At 64.7% G+C, this 2,428-nt stretch carries 3 protein-coding genes; 1 reads left to right on the top strand and 2 read right to left on the bottom strand.

The genetic code is table 11. The annotated features are described in order from the left end of the window. The coding region (locus tag L0G76_RS15735; RefSeq protein WP_369696198.1) for an amidophosphoribosyltransferase at window positions 1–884 on the bottom strand (884 nt) is incomplete at its 3' end. Window positions 885–928: 44 nt separating this feature from the next. Next, window positions 929–1,363: a hypothetical protein gene (locus L0G76_RS15730; protein WP_304358073.1), complete on the bottom strand. Its 435-nt coding sequence runs from the start codon at window positions 1,361–1,363 to the stop codon at window positions 929–931. A 160-nt stretch (window positions 1,364–1,523) separates the two neighbouring features. Between L0G76_RS15730 and L0G76_RS15725 the strand changes: the two genes are divergently transcribed. Beyond that, window positions 1,524–2,428, top strand: a 905-nt coding sequence (locus L0G76_RS15725; RefSeq protein ID WP_304358072.1) for a universal stress protein, incomplete at its 3' end; no start/stop codon positions are given.

Raw genomic sequence — 2,428 nt, 5'->3', positions numbered from 1 at the left:
TGCACGGTCTTGCCGTTGAGCACGCTGTCGGGCCGGGCCAGGTACACGTACTCGAACACGCAGCGGGCCTGGTCCTGTTCGGCGAATCGGAAGGAGCGCAGACCGTCTTCGTCGATGGCGATGAGTTCGCCCGGTTCGACATCGCGGACGAAAGAGGCACCGACGATGTCGAGGGCGGCGGTTTCGGAGGCAACGACCCAGCCGTTCTCCATGCGCCCCAGCGACAGCGGCCGCACACCGTGACGATCACGTGCTGCGTAGAGGGTGTTCTCGTCCATGAAGGCCAGCGAGAACGCACCTTCGACCTTCGGCAGGAGGTTGAGAGCAGCCTCGGTGAGGTTCTCGCCCTCCTCGGTGGCGAAGAGCTCGGTGACCAGGGAGGTGTCGTTGGAGGAATCGCGGAAGGGCCGGGTCCGGCTGTCTTTCTTCGTCGCGTCCTTGACGACCTTGTTCGCGTCATCGCGGCGGCCGTCGGCCAGGGCCTCGAGCTCGTCGAAGTTCGTCAGATTGCCGTTGTGCGCCAGCGCCACGGTTCCGAACGGCGTGGGGCCCAACGTGGGCTGCGCGTTCTCGAACGAAGGTGATCCCGTCGTCGAATAGCGCGTGTGCCCGAGCGCGATGTGGCCCTGCAGAAGTTCGAGATCGCGTTCATGGAAGACCTGTGAGACCAGGCCCATGTCGCGGTAGATCAGGATCTGTCTGCCGTTGCTGGCCGCGATGCCCGCGGATTCCTGTCCACGATGCTGCAGAGCGTAGAGCCCGAAATAAGTGAGTTTGGCGATTTCCTCGCCTGGTGCCCAGACTCCGAATACTCCGCAAGCATCCTGAGGTCCGCGGTCCAGGGGGTCGATTTCGTGCGTTAGTTGCCCGTCTCCTCTTGCCACGTGAAAGATTGTCTCACATCAGCCAGATCCACTTCACAGGAGGTTCAGACTCCGGTACTCGAGGATCCGTTCCGGGGCTCGTCATCGGCACTGCCGTCCGCCTCGGCGACGGTGTCAGGTGGTGTGTCTGAGCCCGCATCGGGATCTTCGCCATTGGCTTCGGCGATCCGACGACGTGCGATCTCCTTCGGATCATCGACCATGTCGATCTCCGCGTCGACCCGGTACTTGTGAGACTTCCTCCGGCCCGTCCAGTCGAGGATCAGTGCCACGACTCCGCCGAGGAACAGCCCGCCCACGGCGAGGACGAGGAGCAGAAGTCCCGCCCCCTTGGCCACGGTGTAGCCGGTGGGCATCGCTTCGGGATCAACGAACAGCGTGAGCGCACCCGCGACGAGGACACCCAGGATCGCACCGATACCCATGAACACCGAGTACTTGGGGCTGCGACGAACTGCGACGTCGATCTGGTCCTTCATGATCTCCTCGGGTATCGGGTTCGGCGGCGGGTCAGTGGTGCCCGCGTTTCGAGTCGCGGACAGTCTAGTCGACAACTCCTGGACGGGCTCCCAGGCAGTTATCCGGCCGATCCCATAAGCTGGGGTCAGGCACGGAAGGACTTCTCACATGGGGGTGGACATGTCTCATACGATCATCGTCGGAGTCGACGGCTCGGCCAACAGTCAATGCGCGCTGCAGTGGGCGATCAAACATGCGCAGCTGACCACGGCGGAGATTCGCCTCGTCGCGGCGTACACCGTTCCCGGTGTCAATATGAGCCAGGCGGACATCGTCTACCCGGCCGATTTCGACACGGTGATCAAACGGTCAGTGCAGCAGCTCGTCGACGACAGCGCGAAAACCGTCACCGACGCCTCGGTGCCGGTGTCGACCGTGGTATTCCCCGGGGACGCCTCCGGGGCGCTGGTTGAGAACTCGAAGAACGCCGATCTGGCCGTCATCGGTGCACGCGGTCGCGGAGGTTTCGCCGGCCGACTGCTGGGGTCCGTGGCGCTGGCGATGCCCGCCCACGCGCACTGCCCCACTGTGGTCATCCCCAGCACCTGGCCAGACCGCCCGCTGCCCGAGAGGCCGCTGCCGGTCGACCTGCCGGTGCGTTCCTCCGACGCGCAGACGGCCACCGCCGAGTCGGGCGACAGGCGGCCGGACTTCACCGGTGAGGTCGTTGCCGCCATCGATCCCTTCGAAACCGACGGGCCCGTCCTGCGCGAGGCCGCCGTGCAGGCCCGGATCTATGGTCTGCCACTGCACCTGATCGGCATCACGGCCGCCCATGTCCTCTCGCCGGAATGGATGCCCAGCGAGACCCATCTCGAGAAGATGTACGACGAAGCCGTGACCTCGCGGGAGGAAGCGGTGGAGTCCCTCAGAGAGGAATTTCCCGAGGTCGAGGTTCGCTGGTCGATCTTCGATGCCCCCGCCACCGAGGTGCTCATCAGTGCCACCTACACCGCCGAACTCATGATGATCGGCTCCCGCGGCCGCGGCGGCTTCGTCTCCACGATCCTCGGTTCGACCTCCCA

The organism is Brevibacterium picturae, assembly GCF_030453725.1.
In the GTDB taxonomy this organism is placed as follows: Bacteria; Actinomycetota; Actinomycetes; order Actinomycetales; family Brevibacteriaceae; genus Brevibacterium; species Brevibacterium sandarakinum_A.
This window is presented reverse-complemented; position numbering and strand designations above follow the sequence as displayed.

What these genes read in the sequence shown, in the direction of transcription:
- L0G76_RS15730 (WP_304358073.1), bottom strand. Translation starts at nt 1,363, where the DNA reads ATGAAGGACCAGATCGACGTCGCAGTTCGTCGCAGCCCCAAGTACTCG.